General features: G+C 33.7%; 21 protein-coding genes. 10 read left to right on the forward strand and 11 right to left on the reverse strand.

Going from position 1 to position 26,025, the window contains the following annotated elements; translation table 11 throughout:
- Positions 1-522: 522 nt before the first annotated feature.
- The 4 genes from NZ853_01335 to NZ853_01350 form a co-directional block, all read right to left on the reverse strand.
- The gene (locus NZ853_01335) at positions 523-756 is read right to left on the reverse strand and encodes a hypothetical protein (GenBank protein MCS7204320.1); all 234 of its coding nucleotides are present in this window, start codon (positions 754-756) and stop codon (positions 523-525) included.
- 23 nt (positions 757-779) lie between these two features.
- Positions 780-1,133 (reverse strand): hypothetical protein, encoded by a 354-nt coding sequence (locus tag NZ853_01340; GenBank protein ID MCS7204321.1) that lies wholly within the window; start codon positions 1,131-1,133, stop codon positions 780-782.
- Between the two features lie 347 nt (positions 1,134-1,480).
- Positions 1,481-2,905: a hypothetical protein gene (locus NZ853_01345; protein ID MCS7204322.1), complete on the reverse strand. Its 1,425-nt coding sequence runs from the start codon at positions 2,903-2,905 to the stop codon at positions 1,481-1,483.
- 700 nt (positions 2,906-3,605) lie between these two features.
- Positions 3,606-4,322, reverse strand: a complete 717-nt coding sequence (locus NZ853_01350) for a carbon-nitrogen hydrolase family protein (GenBank protein ID MCS7204323.1) — start codon at positions 4,320-4,322, stop codon at positions 3,606-3,608.
- Between the two features lie 28 nt (positions 4,323-4,350).
- Between NZ853_01350 and NZ853_01355 the strand changes: the two genes are divergently transcribed.
- Genes NZ853_01355 through NZ853_01370 form a run of 4 tightly spaced genes read left to right on the forward strand, consistent with a single transcriptional unit; the run spans position 4,351 to position 9,074 of the window.
- The gene (locus NZ853_01355; GenBank protein ID MCS7204324.1) at positions 4,351-5,247 is read left to right on the forward strand and encodes a DMT family transporter; all 897 of its coding nucleotides are present in this window, start codon (positions 4,351-4,353) and stop codon (positions 5,245-5,247) included.
- Positions 5,234-5,881 (forward strand): ATP-binding protein, encoded by a 648-nt coding sequence (locus tag NZ853_01360; GenBank protein ID MCS7204325.1) that lies wholly within the window; start codon positions 5,234-5,236, stop codon positions 5,879-5,881. Before NZ853_01355 ends, NZ853_01360 begins: the two co-directional genes overlap by 14 nt.
- The gene (gene uvrB, locus NZ853_01365) at positions 5,878-7,953 is read left to right on the forward strand and encodes an excinuclease ABC subunit UvrB (protein ID MCS7204326.1); all 2,076 of its coding nucleotides are present in this window, start codon (positions 5,878-5,880) and stop codon (positions 7,951-7,953) included. Before NZ853_01360 ends, uvrB begins: the two co-directional genes overlap by 4 nt.
- Entirely contained in the window at positions 7,950-9,074 is a 1,125-nt protein-coding gene (locus NZ853_01370) for a hypothetical protein (GenBank protein ID MCS7204327.1), read from the forward strand. The genes uvrB and NZ853_01370 overlap by 4 nt, the downstream gene beginning before the upstream one ends.
- 12 nt (positions 9,075-9,086) lie before the next feature.
- Here the strand turns inward: NZ853_01370 and trxA are convergent, their stop codons facing one another.
- The gene (gene trxA, locus NZ853_01375) at positions 9,087-9,884 is read right to left on the reverse strand and encodes a thioredoxin (protein MCS7204328.1); all 798 of its coding nucleotides are present in this window, start codon (positions 9,882-9,884) and stop codon (positions 9,087-9,089) included.
- Between the two features lie 114 nt (positions 9,885-9,998).
- On the opposite strand from trxA, the gene NZ853_01380 reads away from it, so the two are divergent.
- Positions 9,999-12,002: a hypothetical protein gene (locus NZ853_01380; protein ID MCS7204329.1), complete on the forward strand. Its 2,004-nt coding sequence runs from the start codon at positions 9,999-10,001 to the stop codon at positions 12,000-12,002.
- Here the strand turns inward: NZ853_01380 and tpiA are convergent.
- The 4 genes from tpiA to NZ853_01400 all read right to left on the reverse strand — a co-directional run bounded on the left by tpiA (position 11,994) and on the right by NZ853_01400 (position 17,316).
- Positions 11,994-12,755 (reverse strand): triose-phosphate isomerase, encoded by a 762-nt coding sequence (tpiA, locus tag NZ853_01385; protein MCS7204330.1) that lies wholly within the window; start codon positions 12,753-12,755, stop codon positions 11,994-11,996. The two genes, NZ853_01380 and tpiA, sit on opposite strands and share 9 nt — an antisense overlap.
- Before the next feature lie 199 nt (positions 12,756-12,954).
- On the reverse strand, positions 12,955-15,309 hold the full coding sequence (gene purL / locus NZ853_01390) for a phosphoribosylformylglycinamidine synthase subunit PurL (protein ID MCS7204331.1): 2,355 nt from the start codon (positions 15,307-15,309) through the stop codon (positions 12,955-12,957).
- Positions 15,310-15,312: 3 nt separating this feature from the next.
- Positions 15,313-16,950 (reverse strand): methyl-accepting chemotaxis protein, encoded by a 1,638-nt coding sequence (locus tag NZ853_01395; GenBank protein ID MCS7204332.1) that lies wholly within the window; start codon positions 16,948-16,950, stop codon positions 15,313-15,315.
- A gap of 177 nt (positions 16,951-17,127) precedes the next feature.
- On the reverse strand, positions 17,128-17,316 hold the full coding sequence (locus NZ853_01400) for a hypothetical protein (GenBank protein MCS7204333.1): 189 nt from the start codon (positions 17,314-17,316) through the stop codon (positions 17,128-17,130).
- A 78-nt stretch (positions 17,317-17,394) separates the two neighbouring features.
- Between NZ853_01400 and NZ853_01405 the strand changes: the two genes are divergently transcribed.
- The gene (locus NZ853_01405) at positions 17,395-19,800 is read left to right on the forward strand and encodes a penicillin acylase family protein (protein ID MCS7204334.1); all 2,406 of its coding nucleotides are present in this window, start codon (positions 17,395-17,397) and stop codon (positions 19,798-19,800) included.
- Position 19,801: 1 nt separating this feature from the next.
- Positions 19,802-20,566, forward strand: coding sequence for a protein phosphatase 2C domain-containing protein (locus NZ853_01410; protein MCS7204335.1), 765 nt, complete (start codon positions 19,802-19,804; stop codon positions 20,564-20,566).
- Here the strand turns inward: NZ853_01410 and NZ853_01415 are convergent.
- Together NZ853_01415 and gyrA are read right to left on the reverse strand one after the other, a co-directional pair.
- Entirely contained in the window at positions 20,538-21,182 is a 645-nt protein-coding gene (locus NZ853_01415; GenBank protein MCS7204336.1) for an SOS response-associated peptidase, read from the reverse strand. The two genes, NZ853_01410 and NZ853_01415, sit on opposite strands and share 29 nt — an antisense overlap.
- A gap of 2 nt (positions 21,183-21,184) precedes the next feature.
- Entirely contained in the window at positions 21,185-23,698 is a 2,514-nt protein-coding gene (gene gyrA / locus NZ853_01420) for a DNA gyrase subunit A (GenBank protein ID MCS7204337.1), read from the reverse strand.
- A 406-nt stretch (positions 23,699-24,104) separates the two neighbouring features.
- Between gyrA and NZ853_01425 the strand changes: the two genes are divergently transcribed.
- The 3 genes from NZ853_01425 (at position 24,105) to NZ853_01435 (ending at position 25,995) form a co-directional block, all read left to right on the forward strand.
- Positions 24,105-24,830 (forward strand): hypothetical protein, encoded by a 726-nt coding sequence (locus NZ853_01425; GenBank protein ID MCS7204338.1) that lies wholly within the window; start codon positions 24,105-24,107, stop codon positions 24,828-24,830.
- 351 nt (positions 24,831-25,181) lie between these two features.
- Entirely contained in the window at positions 25,182-25,382 is a 201-nt protein-coding gene (locus NZ853_01430) for a hypothetical protein (protein MCS7204339.1), read from the forward strand.
- Entirely contained in the window at positions 25,375-25,995 is a 621-nt protein-coding gene (locus tag NZ853_01435; protein MCS7204340.1) for a DNA methyltransferase, read from the forward strand. Before NZ853_01430 ends, NZ853_01435 begins: the two co-directional genes overlap by 8 nt.
- Positions 25,996-26,025: the final 30 nt, after the last annotated feature.

Genomic DNA, 26,025 nt, shown 5'->3' on the forward strand with positions numbered 1-26,025 from the left:
TTAGCGACATAAGACATAATTTGAGAAAAAGTTATATCATCAAAAAAATCATTAAAAAGGATAATATCAAATGGAATGACTTAATTTCTTACAGAATGAGGAAAAATTTCACTTTTCACAACTCGAATAAAATTTATTTCATAAAGCGAGTTAGTATTTAAAAAAGCAATAAGATTTTTTGATAATGAGTAATAAAAACCTAAACTTAATCCATACCCAGTAGAGGGCAAGGAATATACCTCAAAATTATAGCCTAATATTGGTGTGGTTGGAAAAAAACTTTTTTTGATCAAATTAAAAGTGTTTAAAAAGTAATCAAAATTGAATGATAAGATTAATTTTAAATTTTTCGATATAAGCCAATCAATCTTTAAACCAAACCAAAATGAAGTCTTTTCATTCTGAAAACGCCAATCAGATAATGCAAGAGATGATATTTCAGTTCTTGGCTGCATTAGTGTTAATAATATTCTACTTAGAGAGTTGTAAGATAAATTAAGGTTTGAAGTTTCAAATTTTAACCTATAGCCAATGACACAAATCATCTCTACCAACAAAAACGTTTAAATAAAGATTGTAAATTTCGGTTTTATGATTATGTTTTATTGCAGTAAAATATGGATCAATATCTAAAGTTTCAATTTGGGCTGTAATGAAAGGTTCGAAAAACGTCAAGTTTTTTACTAACGGTTTTAACGAAAATGAAGTATAAGAAAAATAAATCGATACTTCATCAATATGTGTGAATAATTCCATGGAAACATGATCTGTTGTAGGATTTAAAAGTGTGCTGATGAGGCATGAATTTGTCGGATTCCTATCCCAATAGTTGAAATTAGAGAATAAAATGTGAGTAATTTTACCAAGGCAGATTTATAAGAACTCGGACCGGTTTCAAAAGAAATTCCAGAGTTTTGTCGTGAAATTAAAGGTTTTTTTGGGGGAACTAAAGTTGCTTGCTGTTTTTTTTCTTCTTTTCGTTTTCTTTCTAATTCTTCTTTCGATGGGGTATAACGAATTCTTTTGATGTCTTTTTTATCGAGGACGAGAACTTGTTTATTATCGAGTTCGACTTGGATTTTTTCTCTTGATTGATTGATGATTTTTCCTTCATAGACTTTTCCATTTTTCATTTTTTCATTTCGATGATTTCTGAACGTAGGGGAAAGGAAAATAACAAAAAGTTGAGAAATAATAAGTATCGTTTAGAATTTGATGTGATTATTAATTTTTTGACATATAATAAAAGTCAATATATTTATAGAATATTTTTATAAAACAATATAATTTTTTTTATATAATTATAGATATTAGAGTTACTAATAGGAAATATATAAGAGGATGCTTCATAGCAAGATGTTTATTCTAAGCAGAAAAGCGATGGAGTTTTTCCATGGATCAGTCATGAGCATAAAATTGATGGCAGAATGTTCTTTGTGTATTATTTTTATTTTGTCAATACTGATTGTTATGCTATTACTTAAAAATCGATCATTGATTGGACTCCAAAAGAAAAATTTAAGCTTTGAGAATCAATAAGTAATCTATTAGTGAAAAATTGAGAGATTTGATTAAAAACAATATCTTTGGCAAAATTTTCTAATTGAATAAACTGTCTAATCTGACCTCCATTTTCCCTATAGATAAAACCATATAATTTATTATTAACATCAGTTATGATAGAAGTTTTAAAGGTTGAATTAAGATTAAGAAATACGACAAAGTTTTTAGAAGCGAAATACTGGAGCTCGATACCCAATCCCAATCCCAAAGTAAGCATATTTGAAACATCAAAATCATAACCAATCAAAGGTGAAGTTGAACCTAATTTGTTCTTGTTGAATGTGGAAAAACTTTCTCCAATTTCATAAGATATTAGGGTAATTATTTTAGAATTCTTCGATGTCAACCATTCAAGATTCACACCGGACCATAAGGTAATGCTTCTATTTCGAAAACGCCAATTAGATCCTGTGAGTGTAGGATTTCGGTTTTGAGTTGATGAAAAGCTGATGCTGTCATTTGGTGAGATAAGATTTGAATCTTCCATTTTTAATCCCAGCGGTATGCCAATAAAAAGAAAAGTATTTAGAAGCTCATTTTTATCAATTATGAAGTTAAGATAAAAATTGAAAGTATTTGATATGGGGTTGGTTTTCCTTGCTGTAATAAAAGGGTCAATATCTAAATATTGCATATTTCCTGTGTATAAATATTCAGAAAGGATTAGATTTTTAATTACGGGATTTAAAGAAAATGAAGTAAAAGAAAGGTAAAAAGATACTTCATCAATATGTGTAAATAGTTGCATTGAAATATGATTTGTGGAAGTATTCATGGGAGAACTAAGGAAAGATGTAAATTGACCACCTCCTAAGTTTTGAGCTACATAGAAAATCTGATAAGTTAAATATAAAGAATAAAAGTTCAATAGATCGATAAAAGCATGCCGATAAGAACTCGGACCTATGCCAAAAGAAATTCCAAAGTTTTGTCGTGATATCAAAGGTTTTTTTGGGGGGACTAAAGCTGTTTGCTGTTTTTTTTCTTCTTTTCGTTTTCTTTCTAATTCTTCTTGTTGTCGTAAGAGTTCTTTTTGGCGTTCTTCTTTTCGTTTTCTTTCTAATTCTTCTTGTTGTCGTAGGAGTTCTTTTTGACGTTCTTCTTCTCTACGCTTTCTCTCTAATTCTTCTTTCGATGGGGTATAACGAATTTTTTTGATGTCTTTTTTATCGAGGACGAGAACTTGTTTATTATCGAGTTCAACTTGGATTTTTTCTCTTGTTTGATTGATGATTTTTCCTTCATAGATTTTTCCATTTTTCATTTCGATGATTTCAGAAAAAAGAGGGAATGAGAATAACATTAAATAAAAGAATAGCAAGTATAGTTTAGAATTTAACATAGTTACTAGTTTTTTGACATATGTTGAAGGTCAATATTTTTTTAAAACAATATAATTTTTTTATTTAATTACAGACATTAGAGTTGTGAATAGGAAATAGGAAGATATAGTAATTAAAAGATACCCATTATGATTTTTTATTAGTTTCAATCGATAAGACAAAAAATTAGTTCTTATCGAACTGCGAGGATTTCAACGAGAACGAAGAATATAGGAAATTGTTTTAATTTGTTTTTGTGCATCAAATATTATGAAACTTCAATATATTAATTTCTTAAGGTTATTTTTTTATTCAAAAGTCAATCAATAATTGTATTACAAAAGAATTATTAGAGTTTCAATAGTCGATAAGCAAATTCTTAGGATAAATTTGAGGGAATTAATTTAAATCACTTGGTAAAATTTTCTAATTAATTACCATTCCGCTCCAACATTTAATATTTTTTTTGAATGGTGATTTTTCCTACGATGATTTTTCCATCTTTCATTTCGATTTTTCTGGATGGAGTCAAAATTTAGTGAATAAGCAAAAAAGGATATAAATTTAAATTTTGACATTTGGACTAACTACCAACAGTTAAAAAAATTTCAAATTCTTTTTCTTTATTAGTGTTTGGTTGGTTTTTTATTTGTTTTTTAGGCTTTAACTTTTTATTTCTTTGCTTGAGACTGAAGCCATTTTAGGTATTCTTAAATTTTCTTAAATTTGCACCATGATGTCTTTTAGAATTTGTTTGTTTAAATCGTTGGAAAGCACACGCCAACTAATTCCTTTAGGAGTGGCAAGCAAGGAACGACCTAAAAGTTTTTTCCCAAGAAATGAACCAGTAGCATCGCAATTGACGATACTGATATCTAATTCTTTTGCGGGCTTGAGGTAGGTATCATTTTCGTATTGGAGTAGTGCTTCTTCATCTTTTCCTTCATCAGGGTTAGCATTTGGATTGAAAATTAAGTGGATTTGATTATTTTTTAATTCTTCTATCAACTTTATGTTTTGTATTTCTTCCCCTATGAGGACACCAAATCGAATATTATTTAACATAAACATACCAATGTCACTACCAGCAGTAAAGAAAGATGTTTCTTCTTGATTTAAAAAACGCTTTTGGTACCAATCCACAATATTTTCATCATATATAATTGGAGTGGAGTGATATAATTTACCCTCATGAACTTGTACGACACTTCCGCCTATGATGACGCCTTTGTAGGATTGACTAAGTTTTAAAAGCCAATCAACAGCATTCTGTGTTTTTTCTTTTAGCTCGAGGATTTGTTTTACATTTTGATCTGAATAAAAAAAAGATGGAAGAATAAGAAAATCGGATCTTAAACTTGCCAACTTCTTAAAGGTTTGAAGATTCAGCCCTTCACTTAAATTTTTTTGGAAGAGAGAGATTTTTATTAATGGCATAGATAAAATATTTTTAAGAATTGAACTTGTGAGTCAATTCATTTATGATCTGAAGGATAAGAAAAGTATAAAGGGGATATTTTGGAATCTACTTAGTGCTCTGATGTTTTACTTTGCAACAGTTTTTGTCTACCTTGGACTTTCAATGGATGATCCTACCTCAAATGCTTATGTATATGCTTTTTATCGTTATTATGTGGGAAGCATTGTGTTTTTGTTTCTTTTAATTAAGAAAAATATCCGCCTTTCCTTTGAACTTCCCTTACCTGTTTTTATGAGAGGAATTACCAATGGCATCGCAGTGATCTTTTTTTACTTGGCGATTGAATGGGGAGAGACGGGACGAGCAAATGTTTTGAACATGACGTATCCTGCTTTTGTAGCATTGATTTCCGGTCCTTTGATCAGAGAATATCCTGATTTTCGCACCATTTTGAGTCTGATTTTGTGTATTATTGGAATTTTCTTTTATTTCATTGAACCTTTATTGAAGTTAGCTCACGAAATCCTGATTTCTGATATATTTGCTCTTTTGTCATCAATCACTGCAGCTTTTTCGATTGTGTCATTAAGAAGCTCTGCTAAGATTGCTCCAACAGAATATATATTGTTTTGGATGTTTTTTTTAGGAGTTTTTATTACGCTTCCTTTTTGTTATAAAAATTTATTTTTACTTGATAAATCTGATTTAGTGTATCTTTTGGTATCAGCGGTTATGGGTGTGTTGGGTCAATGGTTTCTTACGATTTCTTATCGATACTTAGATGCCACAACGGGCAGTATTGTTTCAGGTTCAAGAATCCCAATCGCTTTGTTGTTCGGATTTTTCTTTCTTGGGGAACCATTTTCATTTTTTGCCTGGATGGGTGGTCTTTTGATTTTTACCAGCAACATCTTGATTGCTCTCAAACATGAGTTTAAGTAGCCTAGAGCAAGCCAGTCTAAATAAAATCGAAAATCGCATTTTATACATGGGTAAATTAGGACTTTTTGGAACATTAAAGGAATTCTATTGTTGGTATCAATATTTGTTTAATGAGGCAGTTCCAATGCGCACTTTTCTAAAAATTTTCATGAAACTCATAAAATCAAAAGTGTTCATAAATTATGATAACCTCAAACATGAATATATTTACAATTCGGAAATATTGTTTGGAAATTCTGTTGAGTTTACGTTTCCGATTGACTTAAAGTGTTCCCCCATTCAGTTTGTTCGTTCCCGTATGATATCGTTTTTAAAATCCCATAAAGTTCAAGAAGAACTCCTCTACGATATCATCATCGCATCGACAGAAGCAGTAGAAAATGCAGTCAAGTATTCCTCCCATGATGAGATTTACATAAAATATTATATCGAAAATAAAACCTTCTATGTAGAAATTCGAAATCATTATGAAATTCCAGAAATTCAGAAAGATATTAAGCGAGGGAAATACGATAGCTCTCTAACATTAATGCGGGGTATGTTAGTAATGTCAAAACTATTCGACGAAATTGATTTCGATAGAATAGAAGATAAAAAAATAGCAATTTTTCGAGCTTCAAAAAAATTAAAATGAAAAAATTCAAGCTCATCTCTTCGTATAAACCTGCAGGAGATCAACCCAGGGCTATTCGAGAACTTGTTGAAGCTGCGAAATCTGGCAAAAATCAGTTGTGTCTAGTGGGAGTAACGGGCTCAGGAAAAACCTTCACAATGGCGGGTTTTATAGAGGGCGTACAAAAACCTGTTTTGGTCCTCACCCACAATAAAACCTTAGCTGCTCAATTGTACAAAGAATTCAAAGAATTTTTTCCCGAGAATGCTGTTGAGTATTTTGTTTCTTACTATGATTACTATCAACCCGAAGCTTATGTTCCTACAACGGATCTATACATCGAAAAAGATGCGAGTATCAATGATGAGATTGATCGTCTTCGTTTGAGAGCAACTTCAGCTGTATTGGAGCGAAGGGACGTGGTGATTGTGGCTTCAGTTTCTGCAATCTATGGTTTGGGTTCTCCAGAGGATTACAAAGAAAGCACCATCTTGTTGGATGTAGGACTCACGATAGATCGGGATGAGGTTTTAAAGAAACTCATCTTTATTCAATATGTTCGAAATGACGTTGAATTCGCAAGGGGAACTTTTCGGGTTCGTGGTGATACGGTTGAAGTCATCCCAGCATATCGTCAAGAGGCAGTTCGTATTGAATGGTTTGGCGACGAGATTGAATCTTTGAGCTTGATTGATCCTTTAACTGGCAAAATATTAGAAAAACTCAATCGCATCATCATTTATCCTGCAAAACACTTTATCACATCACCCCCAAGACTAAAAGAAGCCATCAAAGCCATAGAAGAAGAACTCAAAGAAAGAATAGAGTTTTTCAAAAGCCAAGGGAAGTTATTAGAAGCAGAGCGAATCCAAATGAGAACAAAATATGACTTAGAAATGCTCATGGAATTGGGTTATTGTAATGGGATTGAAAACTACTCAAGGCATCTATCGGGAAGAAAGCCAGGAGAACCTCCAGCAACACTACTGGATTATTTTCCGGATGATTTTTGGGTGATCATTGATGAAAGTCACGTCACAATCCCACAGATTCGAGGAATGTACGAAGGAGATCGTTCACGAAAGCAAACCTTAGTTGATTTTGGATTTCGATTGCCTTCAGCTCTGGATAATCGTCCTTTGAACTTTCAAGAATTCGAAAAGAAAGCAAAAAACATTTTGTATGTTTCAGCAACACCAGCAGAGTATGAATTAAACAGAGCTCAAGTTGTAGTAGAACAATTAGTAAGACCAACGGGACTTTTGGATCCAATTGTTGAAGTGCGACCTACAAAAAATCAGATTGAAGATTTGATCATAGAAATCAAAAAACGAATCAAAAAAAATCAAAGAACCTTAGTAACAACTTTGACCATCAAGATGGCAGAGGATTTGACAGATTACCTACGGGAGTTAGATATTTCTGTTGCTTATCTACATTCAGAGATTGATACCATAGAAAGAGTGGAAATCATTCGAGATTTAAGAAAAGGAATTTATGATGTGGTAGTAGGAGTAAATTTACTCAGGGAAGGATTGGATATTCCTGAGGTTTCCCTCGTTGCCATTTTGGATGCTGACAAAGAAGGCTTTTTGCGAAATGCTCGTTCTTTGATCCAGACTATCGGAAGAGCTGCAAGAAATGTTGATGGTATGGCAATTCTTTATGCTGATAAAATCACACCCTCAATGAAATATGCGATTGAAGAAACTCAACGAAGAAGAAAAATCCAAGAAGAATTCAACCGACTTCATGGTATCACGCCAGAAACCATCAAAAAGAGAATTGATGACATCTTACCAAGAGACATAGAGCTCCAAGAAATCGAAGAAGAAATAAAAACATACGAAGAATTAGAAAAAGAATTAGAATTGTCAGGAATTTCGATTTCTCAGAAAATAGAAAAAATCAAAAAAGCCATGTTGGAAGCAGCAGAAAAATTGGACTTCGAGAAAGCCGCCCTTCTTCGGGACTGGATGTTGAGCTTAGAGGGAAAAGAAACTGCCAAACTAAAATTCATAGGAGAGCAAAAATTGCTTGAACTCAAATCTCCAAAAAGAAAAGCAATAGCAAAAAAAAAAGAGAATAAATGAAAAGAAAAATCATCTTTTTCTTGTTTGTTTTAGTCTTTAATACAGCATGCAGCTCTTTGTTTCAAAAACAACTCGAAGAAAAAAGTATAACACCACTTCTGATTCATCCCAACGAAAAGCGCTTCAAAAGCATGGTGCAACTTACTTTCTTTGGAAATAATGCTGAAGGGTATTTCAGTTTTGATGACTCAATGTTGGTATTTCAAAGTGATTGGAATTATCGAACCCAAACGCAGAGAGAGTGTGATCAAATCTATCGAATCGATATTTCGTCATTGGACTTTACGAAGAATAACACCTTTCAATATGAGTTAATTTCCACGGGTAAAGGTAGAACGACATGTTCTTATTTCTTAAAAGATAATCAAATCCTTTATTCATCAACCCATGAAATTTTTCCTGAGTGTCCTAACCCAATCAGAACTTATCAAGGTAAATACGTCTGGCAACTTTTTGACTATGATATTTATCTTTTCAATCCTAAAACGAAAGAACTAAAGAAATTCGTAGCTAACAAAGGTTATGATGCAGAAGCAACTGTTTCTCCAGATGGACGATATGTTGTTTATACTTCCATGAAAAGTGGAGATTTAGAAATCTGGAGAAAAGATTTAATCACCGGTGAAGAAAAACAACTTACAAATGAGTTAGGCTATGATGGTGGTGCTTTCTTTTCGTATGACTCAAAAAAAATTGTATGGAGAGCTTCACGTCCCAAAACCAAAGAAGAGATTACCCTATACAAAGAATTGTTGTCTAAAAATCTGGTTCAACCATCAGAACTGAATGTTTACGTAATGGACGCAGATGGAAAGAACAAAAAACAAGTCACGTTTCTTCCGGGAACTAACTGGTCTCCATTTTTCCATCCAAGTGATCAGAAAATTTTATTTTCCTCAAACCATCATGTTTTGCAAAAGGGAGGGAGAACTTTCCATTTGTTCATGATTAATATAGATGGAACGAATTTAGAACAAGTTACCTTTGGAAATGAGTTTGAGTCTTTCCCCATGTTTTCATTCCATAAACACAAAGATCACTATTGGTTGGTATTCGCAAGCAATCGGAATGCAAAAAGACCAAGGGACACAAACCTATTTATAGCAGAGTGGGTGGACTAACGAAAAGAAAAATTAAAAAAGAAGTCGAGACAGTTTTTTTCTGTATTCATTCGAGAGGGGATGATTCTGTCCTAAAATATTAAAACAAGTCACCAAGTGATCTTTAAGTTCCATTTTTCGACTGAGGTTTTGTTCAATTAATTGGTAGAAAAACTCTAAGGTTTCCCTTTGTTGGTTTTCGTTTCCAAAAAGATGAATGAATTTATTTAAGTATTCCCAAAAATATTCTTGGTCTTCGTGTTTTTTTATATAATCCAATAGAGATGTTGCAGAGGAGGCATATTCAGCTTTTCGTTCTATCAAGTAGTTTAAGATTTTTTTGACCATATCAATATCTTTTTCTGCAATATATATGCTCATAGATTTCCATAGATGAAAAGAAACTTCTGTTCCATCAATTTTTTTCTCTATGATTTTTGATACAGCATTTTTGATTTTTTCTGGAACGTTTGATTGTAGTTCTTTTACGAAATAATCCCTTTCTTCGTTGGGAATATGTTTATCGAGAAATTTTCTAATAAGGGGCTCAGGAAGTGCTCCTGTAAATGAGTCAACTGCTTTTCCGTTTTTGAAGAGAACACAATGAGGAATACCAGTTACACGAAACTTCATTGCCAATTCGGGTTCATAATCAGTATTTACTTTGGCTAATTTCCATTTTCCTTGGTATTCACGTTCTAATTTCTCTAATACAGGACTTAGGATTCTACACGGAGCACACCATTCTGCCCAAAAGTCGACTAAAACTGGAACTTGATGAGAAGCTTCTATGACTTCTTTTTGAAAATCCTGGGCGGTTAATGATTTCATACATCCAAATAAGAAAAACCACTGTTTAAAGTCAATTTATTTTTTAATATTGACTTGTTTTGAGATTATGAAAAACAATCGTAGGTTTTTTTAAATATTACGATAAATAGAGAAGTGAGGTATTTAAAATACATTCGCTATCGTTGGGAAATTGTTGTAATTATTTCTTTTTTCTTGGTTTTGGTTTTCCTTTCAGAGTGGTTATTTCATCGAAATCTTTTTGTTTTAGATTTTGAGCTTTTCTTTGGGTATCTTTTGCTTTCGTGGTCCTTTTCTTTGATTTTATTTTTTGTTTTGGATGGAATTTATTTTGTTTCTAAAGTTTTCTCAGCTGTCTCTTTGAGGTTAAAAGAACTGTGGAAATATTCGATACCCGCTATCCTCGCATTTCTTTTAGTAGTTTTTCCTTATTTTGACTGGGTTGTAATGGAAATTGGGTTTTTGGATTTATTGAAAAGTCCTTCTTCTTTGATGGTTTTGATTTTCGTTTTGATTATTTCGTTTGTGGTCGTTTTAATTATCCCATTGTTTTATGGTCTTAATGGTGGTTTTGTTATCACAGCCAGCTTACTTTCTTATGGATTGTTGAAGTCATTGTATCTTCTTTTGTCGAAAACTTTTGTTTGGTGGGAATTTTATCTTTGGTTCTTTTATTTAACGTTTTTGTTTTATTTGTATTTACAGGCAAGAAGAAGAGTAGGACTTCAAATTTATTATGAGTCATATCATTATCCGTTTTGGTTTCTTTTGATTTTGATTTTTAATCTTATATTTCTTTTCTCTATAAAAGTTTATTATCAAGAATTTTTTTCTTATTTGCTGGTGCTACTTGGCTTGATATTGACTACAGCTATCATAGGTTATGTTTTAGTAATAAATTTTGAATTCAAACGAGCAAAAAGAATCATCCTTTTGCCTTTTTTAATTTTTTTGTTTTTTCCCCTTTCTGTTTGGATGTTCACCTATTTCTATTTAAAGAACTCTGATTTTTTAAGAATGAAGCAAAAGCTTTTTTACGAAACAAGAGACATATTGTTTATCTATGGATTGTATGGATTGCATTTTCTTTCAGATGAAGATCAAGATGGTGAAAATACCGTATTGGGGAATGATCTTAACAACTTCAATTTGTTTGAAAGAAGCGAAGGAAAGTATCAACCTAATCAGAATGAAACTCAAATCATAGTAAAAAACAACTTTCACTACTTTATAATCACAATCAATCTGCCAAAAAAACCGGTTCCAAATAAAAATCTTTCAATTTCAATTTCTGAAAGAATCGATCACACCTTATTTGGTCTAATTTATAACCTTTCGTCTTTTGAAGTGTCACTTTATACAAAAGATCAACTTTCAATCAAGCCTAAAAGTTTTTTTACTTTTTTCACAGAAAATTACTACAGGACTATATGCATAGGATTTGATGGAAAGCAAAATTATTTTCGCCCCAGAAACATTCCAAAATTGGATATTGGCTGTGAGGTCTTCCTCAGATATGAAGAAGAAAATCATCAAGGTTATGATTTGTTTAAAAAGTTTATAAATTTTTCTTATGAAAATTACCAAAGCTATAAAGCTCAAAAAAATGTAGTATGGATTCATTTTGATTTTTCTTCTTTAGCTGATAAAAATTTTCAGATCGAGAAAGAACAAATAATAAACATCCTCAATGAGGAGTTAATCCAAAAAGCAAGAGTCTATCCAAACTTTTCAAGGAATGTCTTTATATTGTATTTTTTCTACCAATCAGAAATTCCAATGTATGAAATCGAGGTGATCCCTTTTTTAACTTCTCAACTTACTTTCTTACAAAATGATCCTGGTTTGTCTTATTATGGAAGTTTATTTCGTTATGTGAATTTTATTGAAAATTTTAGTTTTTTTGGCTATGGAATGAATGTTTTTACCACACCTTTCTTCAAAAGAGAATTTGAATTCAAAGAACATCAGACCCTCAACCACTTTGTTTTTATCGAACCAAATGACAGCTACTGGAATAACATTACCAAAATCTTTTTTAAGCCCAAATTACCTCCCATCACAATTACACGAAGAGACGATAAGCTTTATTTCTATGATGGAAGGACTGGTTATCGAAAAACAATTGAATTACAATAGTTCTTCGTATGCTAAGATAAGTTTGTGATAAGAGTCTACTTTTAGCGAAGCTCCTCCAATCAAGCCTCCATCAATATCGGGTTGGGAAAAGATTTCTTTTGCGTTCTCAGGTTTTAAACTTCCCCCATAAAGGATTCTCATTTTCTCTGCTTTATCTTGACCATATAGTTTTTTTATAATCTCACGAATAAAACTCTGCATTTCTTGGGCTTGTTCGGGTGTGGCGTTTCTTCCCGTTCCGATTGCCCATACAGGTTCGTAAGCAATCACTGTTTCTTTTATGTCTTTGATGTTTTCAAATGCTTTGATAACTTGCCTTTCTACAACCATCATGTGTTGGTTTTCATCACGTTCTTTTAGGGTTTCTCCCACACAAACAATCGGGGTTAAATTGTGTTCAAGAGCTTTTCGAATTTTCTTGTTTACGGTTTCATCAGTTTCATAGAAATAGGTTCTTTGTTCTGAGTGTCCAATGATTACGTAATCACATCCTGAGTCTTTGATCATTTTTGCCGAGACTTTTCCTGTGTAAGCTCCTTCTTCTTCCCAGTGCAGATCTTGTGCACCAATCTTGATTTGAGGTGTTGTAAACATGTTCAACATAAGTAATGAGGTATAAGGAGCACAAATGAGAACTTCTGATTTTGTAGGCTTCAAAATAGATTGTAATTCCAACAAAAATTGAAGGGATTCTTTAGGAGTTTTATACATCTTCCAATTCGCAGCAATTAAAGGGATTCTTGTTTTTCTCATAAATTGCAGTTTTCCACATCAAAACAAAAAGTAAAGTAGTTTAAATGATTTTAAATACATACGACGTAAAGCACATTAGCAAATTCTTTGATCGATTTCTCAAGCATAAAAAAGTAAAAAAATTTTACAAAAAAATTTAATAAAATCAGAATGCTAAATCATTAGAAAAAAGTTTATTCTGATTGATGATTATAAAAAGTTAATAGTGATAAAAGACTGATTGTAAGGGTTTTTCGAAAGAATCAATCGATTTTTGAATCTCTGCTTTAAAAACTCCAAAGTCAATCATTTGTAGGTTTGGATTAACTTCTCCCAACCTCCAATAGGGTAAATCCAAGTTATTTAATAATTCTTGGATATGTTTTTCATTAGCTCTCTTGAGGCTAATGATGATTGAAGCACTGGTTTCTCCGAAAAAGATTTTATCCCAACGTTTAAAAATTTTATAAAATTCATTTAATACTTCTACATCAAGAAGAAATGGAGTAAAAGATTGACTCCAACTATGGTAAGCCATTCGGAATAAAATCACGGAAAGCCCTCCTAAAGAAAGATCCCCTGCGGATAAGATCCATTCCTTCTTGAAACAATACAAAAGAAATTCAATCAACTTTTTTTCGATTTCTGGATATGCATCGGGGATTTTTCCGGTGATTTGATTTTTCATTAGATATAAATACTCAGAACCTCCAAAAGTGGGCTCAAACTTACCAACGAGATAGATCACCTGATCACCTTCTTTTCGAAAAAAAGGCTGAATAGCTTTAGAAACATCCTCCATGATTCCCACCATCCCAATCGTCGGCGTGGGTAGAATCACCCCTTCATCACTTTCGTTATAAAAAGAAACATTGCCCCCTGTAACAGGAATGTTTAAAACCCTACATGCATCCCCCATACCTTTCACACTTTGCTCAAACATGTAGTAATTTTCGGGTTTGTAGGGATTGCCAAAATTCAGATTGTTGGTAATCCCAATGGGTTCTGCACCCAACACAGCAACGTTTCTTGCAGATTCGAAAACAGCCAGTTGTGCTCCAACGTAAGGATTTAAGTAAACATAGCGAGGATTGCAATCAACACTTACGGCAATTCCCTTTCGAGAAATTCTCTCTTTTTCTTCTTTCGAAAGTTTTATTGACTTAATATAAGATTCATTCTCCAATTCCAAATCTTCTATGAGATTTGCTGGGATTCTGATTAAACCACCTTGACCACCAGGACCTTGCACGCGAACAAGCCCCACTTCTTGATCATACTGATCATATACAGGTCTTTTCGAAGCAACATTGGGTGTTTTTAAGATTTTATAAAAAATTTCAACTAATTCTTTCTCGTCAGGAATAGTGAGTTCCTTTTCGTTCCATGTGAGGGCTTCTTCGATATGTGGTGGTTTTTGCGTATCTCTTTTGTATTTCGGAGCTTCGGTGGATAATGCATGAACGGGAATATCAGCATAGAGTTTGTTTTGGAAAAACACTCGAAGTCTTTTTGTATCGGTGACAACTCCTATTTCTTCGGAATGAAGACCCCACTTATCGAAAATCTTTTTTACTATGTCTTTTTTATCTTTATCCACAATCACAAGCATTCGTTCTTGCGATTCTGAGAGCATGATTTCATAAGGAATCATGCCTTTTTCTCGAAGAGGAACTTTGTCTAAAAATAAATCGATTCCCACGTTTCCTTTTGCAGCCATTTCTGAACTACTTGATGATAATCCCGCAGCTCCCATGTCCTGAATGCCAATCACCGCACCACTACGTATCGCTTCTAACGTTGCTTCCATGAGGAGTTTTTCTTTAAAGGGATCACCAACTTGAACAGCACTTCTTTGGGTTTGTGTTTTTTCGTTAAGTTCTTGGGAGGCAAAACTTGCACCATGAATGCCATCTCGACCAGTGTCAGCTCCCACGTAAAAAACAGGATTTCCAATGCCAGAAGCTCTAGCTTTTGCTAGTTGGTGTTTGAAGGCAACTCCCACCGTCATGGCATTCACTAAGCAGTTTTTCGTGTAAGATGGATCGAAAAAAACTTCTCCACCAGCAACGGCAACCCCTAAGCAATTTCCATAAAAAGCAATCCCTTCAACAGCTCTTCGAAATAAGTATTGATTTTTGGGTTGTTCAGGAGGACCAAAACGTAAAGAATTTAACGAACAAAGTGGTCTTGCCCCCATAGTAAAGACATCCCGCATGATACCTCCCACACCCGTTGCCGCGCCTTGGAAAGGTTCTACTGCCGTTGGATGATTGTGGGATTCGATTTTGAAAACTACAACTAAATTATCTCCAATATCTAGGGCTCCGGCATTTTCTTCTCCGGCTTTTGCGACAGTTCTGGCAGACTCTTTGGGTAGTTCTTTCAGAACTAAAATTGAGTTTTTATAACTACAATGTTCGGACCACATTCCAGAAAAAATCCCTAACTCTGTAAAAGTGGGGTTTCTACCTAAGAGCTTTTTTATTTCCTTGAACTCTTCTTCCGTGAGATTGTGTGCTAAAGCATCCGAAACTTCCACTTCTTTTTCAGAGAAGAGTTGGTGGTTATTCATACACTACCTTTGTTGATTATTCATTACGAAGTTTTTCAAATTTTCAGATAAATTTTTTAGGCTATGGATTTGGTCATTTAAATTTATGAACTTTTGCACGATCTTTTGGATGGATTTTTCCATAACAGATAAAGTTTTGGTGATTTCTTCTACACCTCGATTTTGTTCTTTTGAAAAGCTTTCGATTTCTTTGCCTACTTTGTAGATTTCATCAAGATATTGGATGAATTTATGATTGATTTGAATTTGATTTTGGATGTGGTTTTTGAGCTGTTCGAAAAACCGAATAGTAGTTTGTAAATTTTGGTTTTGAATGTCAATAAGGTTGGTGGTGATGTTGACGCTGTTTTCCCCAACGAGGAGATTTTGGGAACTTTCCTTGATGATTTTGCTTATATTTTTGGCGTTTTCCATGCTGTTTTCTGCGAGTTTGTTGACTTCTTGAGCCACGATAGCAAAGCCTTTCCCATGTTCACCAGCTCTTGCGGCTTCAATTGAGGCATTGAGAGAAAGGAGATTGGTTCTGTCGGCGATTTCTTTCATGATAGTGTTGACTTCATTTACTTTTTGAAAGGAGTTTTTGAGAGTATCCATGATTCTTTTTAAATTTTCAGAAGCAGTTTTGGATTCTGATGACTTTTCTTTGGCTTTGAGGATTTCTTGGTAGAGTTCGAGGGAGCTTTTATTAACTTCAGAAAGAACCTTTTCGAGAGATGAGGTATGAGATTTTAGTTCTTCAATCATTCGGTATTGGTAGGAGATCATTTCTGTGGTTTTAATGGAGGTTTGAGATAATTCTTCCATAGTAGCAGAAATTTGTTGGATGGAAGCACTTTGATCTTGGATTTCCTTCATGAACTTATTGGAGAAACTTGCAATAAAGTCAATATACTCGCCCATAGCTGTTGAGTCAGAAGTAATTTTCTGATTAGTTTCCTCAATCTGTTTCATCTTTGAATTAAGCATAGTTTGGTTGTAAATCAACGATTGAAATAAGTTTTTAAACAAACTTGAAAAGCTTGTAAAAATGATAGTAAAAATTATATAAAATGCAATCAATAAAATGGGTAGAACCCAAGCGACAAATCCTGGTTGAGATGCAAGTTGATTATCTTTTGTAAAAGTAACTCCTGCATAAAAGTTAGTAAGACCAAACAAAACAGCTTCAAAAAATGAGGTTACTGAACCGACAAGGTATGATTGAGTCTTATTTGAAGAATATAAACTACCAAAAAAAATATAAAGAATAGGTATTGTGTGGAGTATAGGAGTTTTCCAAAAGTCAGCAGCCTCAATATTATTTTCCAAAACTATTATGGAATAAACAATGAAAGTTAGAACAATGTCTATTAGGGTGATAAGATAATTCATTTGGTTTATCGTAGTATATCTTTTGTTAAATTTTTGATTTTTTATTATTTTAGAGTAAACGAAATTCGTAGCTAACATGATTCCTGCAACAGTATAATATGCAATAGCATGATTTATTGGTATTGATTGAAAACTGATTGTTATGCCTATGATATAGAAAGAAGAAATCAAGTATCGAAAGTTGATTAGAAAGTAAGTAAATTTCGACATGACTTCATCATAATTGTTAAATAAATTATTCTCACGTGTGGTTGTTTTTATTTCCTGCATGTCTATCACCTTTCGTATAGAGTATTCTTTGTCAAGTATTGCCAAGTAAAATCATAAATTTCTTCTTAAGGGGATATGTTGTTTTTATTTATTAGCTTGCTATTATAAAACTCTTCTTGATAGTTGAATATACTTCGAGTATAGTTAGAAAAAATTTTTCTCATCAAATTTTGATACCTAGTTTTTATCTGAGATAAAAACATCTTTGTAAAAAATGATTATTTGTTGAGATTGCAACAATATAATATAATAATATAAATGTAGCATATATCGAAATTTCAAAAATCTTCGAATGAATTTGAACTTTAATGTTTCTGAAAGGGAGTCTTCATTAAGTTTGCTTTCTAAGTGATTTTGATTGTTCATTTTTATTCTCCTTCTTAAGGAAAATGTATTGTATTGCTTAATAATTGACAAGAAAATAAAAATGATTTTCATTACAGCATGTTTAAAATCTTTTTTAGATTAGTTTTTCTTTTACTCATAGTAATTCTTTCTGCTGTTTTTATATTCATACAATTCACTCTACCAAACTATGAAGGAAAAATCTATAGTGATCGAATACGAGATACCATTACGATTTATCGGGATAAATTTGGAATGCCTATTGTAAAAGCAGAAAATGAAACCGACTTGGCTTTTGGGATTGGCTATGCGATGGCACAAGATCGTCTTTTTCAAATGGATTTAATCCGAAGAGCTGTGCAAGGAAGACTTTCCGAAGTTTTAGGTTCAGCATTGATACCTACGGATAAGTTTTTTTTAACCATCACATCAGGCAAAAGTTTAAACGAGATGTGGGAAGCATACCCCGAAGACATCAAAAGCTTAATCAAAAGCTTCTCTGATGGAGTAAATCACTTCATCAAAGAGAACCGCCTTCCTATAGAATTTACTCTTTTGGGATACAAACCAGAACTTTGGACTCCTACGGACAGTGTTGCCGTGTTTTATTACATGAGCTTTGATTTGAATACGGGTTATGATGTTGAGATTGTTCATTACTTGATTGCAAAGCAGTTTGGTTTAGAAAGAGCTAAAGAACTTTTTCCTGATTACCTTCCTCAAAAGGGTGAGATTTTAGAAGTCACAAAAAATCAAAATAAAAAAACGACCAATGAAACAATATTGACTTTTCTGGAATGGTTTTATCAAACCAGAGAGTTTTTTGGTGACCACGAAATCGGGGCTTCCAATAACTGGGTCATTTCTCCTTCCAAATCAGAAACAGGAACTCCTATCTTGGCAAGTGATATGCATTTGGCATTCCGTATTCCAGGAATTTGGTATGAGGCTCAACTGATTACACCAGAGTATAATGTATCAGGGGTTTTACTTCCAGGGATACCCTTTGTTATCGTTGGAGCCAATGAAAACGTCGCATGGGCATACACAAACGTGATGGCAGATGATATCGATTTTTACATTGAACAAGTCAATCCCAATAATCCTCAACAGTATCTCTTTCGTGGACAATACAGGGATTTTGCGATTGAAAAAAAAATATTCAAAACAACAAAAGATGGTCAAACGCAAGAAGAAGAGTTTTTCATTTATAAAACCCATCGGGGTCCCATCATCAATTTCATATATCCAATTCAAACAGAAGAAGTTTTCAGCATGCGTTGGACAGCATATGATCATTTTCTTTCTGCCATTGGGATATACATTGCAAACAAAGCCAAAAACATTGATGATTTAGAAAAAGCGACTGAGTTTTTTCGAACACCAGGACAAAACTGGGTATATGCCGACAAAGATGGAAACATAGGATTCACAGCAGCAGTGGGAATTCCCATACGAATTGGATTTAGTGGACTACTTCCTATGCCAGGTTGGAATGGTCAATATGAATGGATTGGATATGTTCCTTCAAATCAGCTCCCAAGATTACGAAACCCCGCAAAAGGATGGATAGCCACAGCAAATAATAAACATTCTTCAAAGTATCCCTATGTGATTTCAAATTATTATCATCATGCGGATCGGTATGAAAGAATCAAACAAGTTCTCAATTCCAAAGAAAAATTCTCCATTGATGATATAAAAAATTTACAAATTGACTCGAAAGCTCTGATTGCCGAAGAATTGACCCCCATTTTTCTTAAGGACCTAGAAACATTAGATCTTTCCCAAAATCCCTTAGCGAAACAAGCCATTGAAAGCTTAAAAAACTGGAATTACGAAACCAATAAAGAAAGTATTGCATCTTCGGTTTTTCATGTGATGTTATCAAAAATGGTTTACAATACTTTCTTTCCTCATTTAGGGGAAAAGCTTTATAAGTATTACATAAAAAAACAATTCATTCCTATCACTGCACTTCGTATCTTTTTAAAAAATGAAACTTCTTTTTGGTTTGATCATCCTCAAACTCCTCAAACTGAAACCAGAAAAGACGTAATTCAAAAGAGCTTCCTTGAGGCAATAGAAACCCTCAAAGCCTACTCCGAGAACATTCAAGAATGGAAGTGGGGAAAAGTTCACATGCTTGAGTATCAGCATCCTTTTGGTCGAAATCCCCTCATGGCAAAAATCTTCAATCGAGGACCCTATGAAACTCAAGGTTCATTCTCGACGGTAAGTATGATGGATTTTCCTTTGGAAAAGTTCCCATACAAAGTTCGCTCTGGTGTTTCGGAAAGGTTGATCCTACTTCCAGGAAGAATTCATGATTCTTTAAGAATTATTCCAAGTGGTGTCAGTGGAAATCCTTTTAATGAATTTTATGCAGATCAAATCCGGTATTTTTTAAAGAACCAATATAGGGAATTCAAGTTATATAAACCTGAGCAAAAAGAATTTACGTATGAACAAAAACTCGTGATTCAGCCCATAAATCAAAAATAAAATGAAAGTTCTTTATTTTACCAATGCAGGTATAAGAAAAAAAAATGAAGATAGTTTGCTAATTCATAATCGAATCCTTTCGAACATAAGCATGGATACATGTGAGGAAATTGAGCTCTCGCAAAAAACCCCATTGATTTTTGGGATTGCGGACGGTATTGGAGGAAGACCAGGAGGAGAGGTTGCTAGCTACCTTGTTTTGAAGGATCTAAAAGAAAACAAAGAGCTTCTACAAAAAAAAGATTATTTGGGTATATTGCAAAAGATGCATCAGTCTTTGAATTTTGAAGTAAAAACAAAAGCGGATTTAGAAGGTATGGGAACAACTATTTCTTCTATTTTAGTGAATAATGAAAATGTGAATGTTTTTCATGTAGGAGATACAAGGATTTATGCTTGGAATGAACAAAAATTGGAGTTGATTACCCATGATCACACTCATGTGATAGATTTAGTTGAAAAAGGATTTTTAAAGTACGAAGACGTACCTTTCCATCCAATGAGGAATTACCTCAAATCAGCAATTACAACCAACATTGATGTTGAAAAGTTAGAATTCCAATCAATAACTTTACCACTGGAAAAAAAGAATTTTTTTTTATGTTCAGATGGGGTTTGGGAAGTAATACCTGACAAAAAACTAAAACAAATCTTGACGAGTCCTATCGAGCTCTTCAAAAAAGGTGAAAAAATCATCAAGCAATGTATAGAGAATAAAGTCAAAGATAATTTTTCGTTCATAATAATTGAAAATTCTCGGAAGTAGATTTTTGGATTTTGGTTGCTTGCAGCTTTACATCAGGAACTTCATGGATTTTGCCTAAAAGCCAATCCCTTTCAGTCTCTTTTGTAAGCAAAAGTGGCATCCTTTTTTTTGAATTATGGATTTCTTCCATGAGTTTATTGGCTGGTTGGGTGATGAGAGTAAAGGTTGGAATTAGTTGATTGGTTTTGGGATTTTTCCAGAAGTTATAAATACCTCCGATAGCAAAAGGTTCGGAAGGGTTTTCTTGTAAAGTTAGGTAGTACTTTTCCTTTCTTTTTCCTTTTGGGTCTAACCATTTCCACTCGTAGAAACCATTCACGATTATCAAACACCGATTTTGGGTGTAATCTTTGAATGCTGGTTTTTCTGAAAGAGTTTCCCATCTTGCATTCAACGTGTGCTTTGCGATCTCCTCGTTTTTTGCCCAATTCGGAATAAGCCCCCATCGAAAAAACAAGAGCTCATTGGGTTTTTCTTTAGTGATTACGGGTAAATAGGGATGAGTAAAAGCAAGAAGATCCCCTTGTATCAGACTGTCCAAACTTCCATAAAACTGAACCTGAAAGCGATTAATGATATCATCAATGGAACTATGAATACGAACCGAAAAACACATGCTTATTTTTTGGAACTCGAAACCACGGCTACATCAACAACTTTTTCGTCCGAGTCCTCGCCTTGAGGAACATCAATCAACTTAATTCCACTGGCACTTCTTCCCTGAACTGAAACTTCTTCTGCTGAGAGACGAATGATCTTTCCATTGGATTGGATGATAAAAATATCATCAGTTCGATTTAAGGACTTGATGGCAACAGGATGTCCAGTCTTTTCTGTGATTTTCATATAATGAATGCCTTTGCCACCACGACCTTTTGTAGAGAAAAGTTTTTCTTCCATGAGTTTTCCGTATCCGTTTTCAGAAACCACAAGGATGTATTGACCTTTTTTTAGGATATCCATTCCAATAATTACATCATCATCACTTAGCCTCATTCCAATAATTCCGGAAGCGTTCCTTCCTTGATCCTTCATTTTACTTATGTTTGTTCTAAGAGCTAAGCCCATTTTTGTGGCTATGATGATTTCATTTTTGGGATCTACGGCAATCACATTCATAAGTTCATCATCTTCTCTAAGTTGGATAGCCATAATCCCCTTTTTTGTAGCGTTTTTGAAGATTTCTAAGTTGGTTTTCTTTAAAATCCCTTTTTTGGTAATCATAACCAATGAATGATCTTTTGGGAACGCTTTGACCGAACAAACAGATGTGATCATTTCTTCTTGAGCTAAATTTAAGAGAGCTTTGAGAGATTTCCCTCGAGATTCTTTGGTCGAATCAGGGATTTCGTAAACCTTCAAGGCAAAGACCTTTCCTCTGTTCGAAAAGAGAAGTAAGGTTTCGTGAGTGGAGGAATGATAAAGAAGTCTAATGGTATCTTCTTCTTTTAGATTGGTGCTCTTGATTCCTTTCCCACCACGTTTTTGTCTTTTGAAGGTGTCTATATTGGTTCGTTTAATAAAACCATCATTGGTTATTGAGATAATCACATCTTCTTCGTGGATTAAATCTGTTATGTCAAATGTGGTGATGACGTCGGAGCTACCGCTGATTTCGGTCAGTCTCTTGGCTCCATTTTTTTGGATTTTTTCTAATGCTTGATTTAGTTCTTCCTTGATGATCTGGTATTGCCTACTTTCTTTGGACAAGATGTCTTTGTAGTCTTCGATTTTCTTTTTGAGTTCTTCTAATTCCTCGAGGATTTTTTGTCTTTCCAAAGAAGTGAGTTTTTGTAATCTCATATCTAAAATGGCATTGGCTTGGATTTCGGTTAGCTGAAATCTTTGCATCAAGTTTTCTTTGGCTTCTTGAACAGTTTTAGAGGATCGAATGATTTTGATTACTTCGTCTATAAAATCCAAAGCAACCTTTAATCCTTCTAAGATGTGAGCTCTTTTTTCGGCTTCATCTAACTCGTATTGAGTCCGACGATAAACGACTTGTTTACGATGCTTGATATATTCAGTTAAGATTTCTTTTAAATTTAAAATCTTTGGTTGTCCATCAACAAGAGCCAAGAAGATGATCCCGTAGCTCACTTGAAGTTGAGTCATTTTGTAAAGTTGGTTTAAAACTACTTGGATGTTGATGTCCTTTTTGAGTTCTATTTCCACGCGAATGCCGTTTCTATCCGATAGATCTTTGATATCTATAATCCCTTCAATGACCTTTTCTTGAACTAATTCACCAATTTTTTCTAATATTGCTTTTTTACTTACTTGATAGGGGATTTCTTTGATGACAAGTAATTTTCGTTTGCGTTTGGGGTCCTCTTCTTCTTCGATTTTTGCTCGGATTTTGATGGAACCTTTTCCTTGAGTGTATGCGGCTTTTAGCCCTTCATCACCAATAATGATACCTCCTGTCGGAAAGTCGGGTGCGGGAATGATCTTCATTAACTCCTTGATGCTTATATTGGGGTTATCTATCAAAGCATTCACGGCTCTTATAACTTCAACCGGATTGTGGGGTGGGATGTTGGTTGCCATGCCAACTGCTATACCACTTGAGCCGTTAATCAGGAGATTGGGAATCCCAGCAGGAAGAACTACGGGTTCTTCTCGTGTATCATCAAAGTTGGGAACAAAGTCAACCGTGTTTTTATCAATATCACGAAGTAATTCTTCAGCTGCCAACGTGAGTCGTGCTTCCGTATAACGATAAGCGGCTGGGTTATCACCATCGATGGAACCGAAATTCCCTTGACCTTCAATCAATGGCACATTCATCACAAAATCCTGTGCCATACGAACCAACGTCTCATATACAGCCATATCACCATGTGGATGATAATTACCAATGACCTCACCCACAATCTTTGCGCATTTCACAAAAGGACGATCATGCCTCCAGGCGCGTTCGTGCATGGCGTAGAGTATCCTTCGGTGGACCGGCTTCAATCCGTCTCGAACATCAGGGAGAGCTCGCCCTACAATCACACTCATGGCATAATCAAGATATGCCGACTTCATTTGTTTTTCTAACTCAACGGGAACAATCCGTATGCCTTGCTTGAGAGACTCACTTATATCAGGAAGTTGTAAGGGATTTTCTGGTAGGTTTGATTTCATCTTAAGACAATTTTTCTGCCTAAGAGAAAAAGAAAAGAATTAAAGAACAGAAAATTTCGTTCATTAACATCAAGCTTTTGGGTCAAAACAAAATTCACCCGATTGCAACGCAGAAATCAAGAAATCATACTACTCTCATGATTGCCTTTTTTTGAATGATCCCAACGAAAATTTGACTACCAAAAAAATTCAAAAAAATTTACGAAATCATATATAATCACAAGAAGAACGTTTAGCAAAGACATGGTAGTTAAACTTAAATCTGGGGTAGATACGTCATCATGGAACAATTGTGAAAGAAGATGGGAAAAAGTGTCGAATTCCTATTTATAATGATCCAACAGGGATAGATAACTATTTTTTTTGAACTCTTAAAGGCTATGAAATCAATAGGGGGTTTATCGCTATGAACTATAAAGAACAATTTTTTAGAAAGTTGGAGGACATGTTTGTTGGAGAGAGAGTTCAAGGCGAGGGTGGATACATAAATTTAATGCGCATAAAAACTAAGTATTTCAAAGAAGGCATACTTCCTATACTAAAAAAGGAAATTGCAGAGGCTCTTAGGGATTTTCATGAATTCGAACATGAATTCTTTGAAAAGCTATATACTTTTTTTGAACCCTTTTTTTCCGAAAATGGTTCAGTTTATTTTAGATTTACACCCGTATATAAAAACATTTATGAGAAGGTATATACTGATGAAAAAGATGTCGTTCTTTTCTGGAAAACCCACATGCTTTACTACGTGAAATCGGACAGGCTCTTTAAGGATCTCGAAGTTGAAGTGGGTGATTTTAAATTCTTTTTTGATGTCTCCGAGTTGGAGCATAAGAAATCTAACGAGAAAAGAAGCCTGGTTTATGAACTAAAACAAAAAAGAGAGGATGGGGTTATCGTCTTTAGGGTTCTCTACTCAGAAAGAGGAAGAAAAACGGATATAGAGGACATACTAAAGAAATTAAAAGATAAAAAACTAAAAGAAAATGTTTTACAAAAGGCTTTTAGCATTTTTGAAAAGCAGAGCGAAGTGGATTATTTTATAAACAAAAACGCAAAAGAGTTTTTAAGGGAACAATTTGACTTATGGCTCTATCAGTATATTTTTAGGGGACAAACAAATTGGACATAGAGGAGAATAAAGCAATTACAAGCCATTAAAAACATTGCCTTTAAGATAATCGATTTTGTTTCTCAATTCGAAGAGGAACTTGTAAAAATTTGGAACAAGCCTAAGTTTGTGCTCAAGTCAAATTACGTGATAACTCTCGATAAAATAGCGAAGAAAAATGGTTGGAGTATTTTAGAAAAACTCACAAGCATCAAGGATGGAAGGATCAAGTAAAAGAATGGCTTGATCTTGAAATTTTAGATCATGAGCCAAAAAGCTTATTCAACAATGGGCTCATGCAAAATGAACTAAAAAAAGAATACAGATTTCTTCCGAATAGATACTAAGTATTTCAAAGATTTGGAGTTGGAATTGCTTAGCCTGTTTGATAATCTCGATAAAGAGCTGGATGGATGGTTGATAAAGAGCGAAAACTATCAAGCTCTAAATACTATTTTACCAAAATTCAAAGAGAGAGTGCAAACAATTTATATTGATCCACCATTTAACAAAGAACAAGATGGAGATTATTTCTATTCTGTAAAATATAAAGATTTGGGCGACTATGCTTGAGAATAGATTAAGCATAGCAAGGGACTTACTGAATGACAGAGGAAGCATCTTTGTTAGGTGTGATTATAACGGAAACTGGATTGTCAGACCTTTGATGGATGAGGTGTTTGGAAAGGAGAATTTTAGAAATGAGATAATTATAAAAAGAACTGAAGGTAAAAGTAGGATAGAGGGTTTATCCTACTCTATTGCAACAGAGAGTCTATTGTTTTACGCAAAGAGTGAAAAACAATTTTTCTATATACCTTTTTTAAAAACTGAATTTTATGAAAATATGGAGATTTTTTTAGAAAAAATAAAAAAAACACAGAAAAATGAAACATTAAGAATATTAGAGAACCTATTTAATGAAATTTTCTGGATAGATCTAGATCACAGACCTGGAGAAAGAAAAACATCATCTACAATAACAGTTTTTGGGTTAGATTTTGTAGCTCCACAAGGAAGACACTGGTTATATAATCAAAAGAGAATAGATGAAGCAATGATAAATAAAAAAGTAAGAATAGTTTGTTCTAATTGTGGTAAACCATATTTTCAAAGATTTTTACTTGTGAAATTTGTAATAGCAATCAATTTAAAGTCCAGATATTTTACAATGAAGAAAGTCTAACAACTAATTGGACAAGAATACAAAGTTATT

This window comes from Leptospiraceae bacterium, from assembly GCA_025059995.1.
Classification (GTDB): domain Bacteria; phylum Spirochaetota; class Leptospiria; order Leptospirales; family Leptonemataceae; genus SKYB61.